The organism is Moorena sp. SIO4A1 (assembly GCF_010672065.1).
Lineage (GTDB): Bacteria > Cyanobacteriota > Cyanobacteriia > Cyanobacteriales > Coleofasciculaceae > Moorena.
The window spans coordinates 1-1,224 of sequence record NZ_JAAHHX010000870.1 but is presented as its reverse complement, the minus strand read 5'-3'; the positions used below and the strand labels follow the sequence as shown (position 1 = coordinate 1,224).

General features: G+C 44.3%; 1 protein-coding gene and 1 pseudogene. Both read left to right on the top strand.

Features of this window, described 5'->3' with window-relative positions:
- Positions 1–406: iron uptake porin (locus F6K53_RS43675; protein WP_293087029.1), on the top strand; the 406-nt coding region annotated here is incomplete at its 5' end.
- A 471-nt stretch (positions 407–877) separates the two neighbouring features.
- Positions 878–1,224, top strand: a pseudogene (locus F6K53_RS43670) (hypothetical protein); the annotation flags it as partial.

Sequence of the window (1,224 nt, the reverse complement as noted above, 5' to 3'; positions counted from 1 at the left end):
TCGCTTTGGAGCACAAGCCAGTTTTCGCCTGACCGAACAAATTCACCTAGGCGGTTGGTTTGGTTATATTGATGCTGAAGCAGAAGATGATGGTAATGGTGGGCTAACGGAAGAGGGTGACAGTGCTGACATCTTCACTTGGTCAGCTAACCTGTCTTTCATCGATTTTGGCAAAGAGGGAGCTGTACTCAGTTTTGCTGGGGGTGTGCCACCGAAGGCTAGCGACGTTGAGGGTGACAATCCAGAAGATGATGATACGTCCTACCTGATTGAGGCACAGTACAAATTCCCGATTAGCAAAAACATCCTGATTACTCCAGGAGCCTACGTGATTTTCAATCCTAATCACGATGATGACAATGATACGATTTGGGTTGGAGCCATCCGTACAACTTTTAGGTTCTAGGGAAACATTCTAGTTAAAAATTCTAGTTAAAAATTCTAGGTTTTGCTATCAGCTATCTGCTGTCAGTTATCAGCAGATAGCTGACTTTTGTAAGATAAAGCCTTACCTCCCCTTCAACTTCAACCGGTATAATCGCACTTCCCATAGAAATTCATTGCTCTGTTGCAGGACTTACGCGGTTAACTTGATTTCGCCCCCCTAGCCCCCCAATTCTGGGGGGTAATGATGTCAAAGTCCCCCAGAATTGGGGGATTTAGGGGGCAAATGCGTAAGTCCTGTGTTGGTTATCGAGACTGGTATCTTAAGTGACTAGAATCGAGGATGAGTATCTTTCTCGAATAATCACAAACAATGATATACTAATCCAGAGTTGTCCTAGACATAACTAATTTTAGTGGTTATGATTAAGGGTTGCGGACTAATTCGAGTCCAAGAGTATAATCTATTAGGGTTGAGGTTGATTGAGAAATCATGTCAACAAGTTTTTGGAATACGATCAAATATAGTCCCGCTTTGCTAGGGGCTTCATTACTGGTGGCTAACAACGCCTATGGTGCTCCTAAGCTTGAGGCATCTTCTACTGAAACCCTTCCGGCTCCACAAGAGCTATCGGTTGCCCAGGCTAAGGGTGAGTCTAAGGGTGAGTCTAACTCGGAAATTTTGAAACAAATCAATCTCTACAACAACAACAGTACTGATGTAGATTCGATAGACCAGGTCACCAGTGTTTCCCAACTGCGGGATGTATCTCCTGGTGACTGGGCTTATGAAGCTTTGCGCTCTCTGGTAGAACGGTATGGTTGTATTGCTGGTTATCC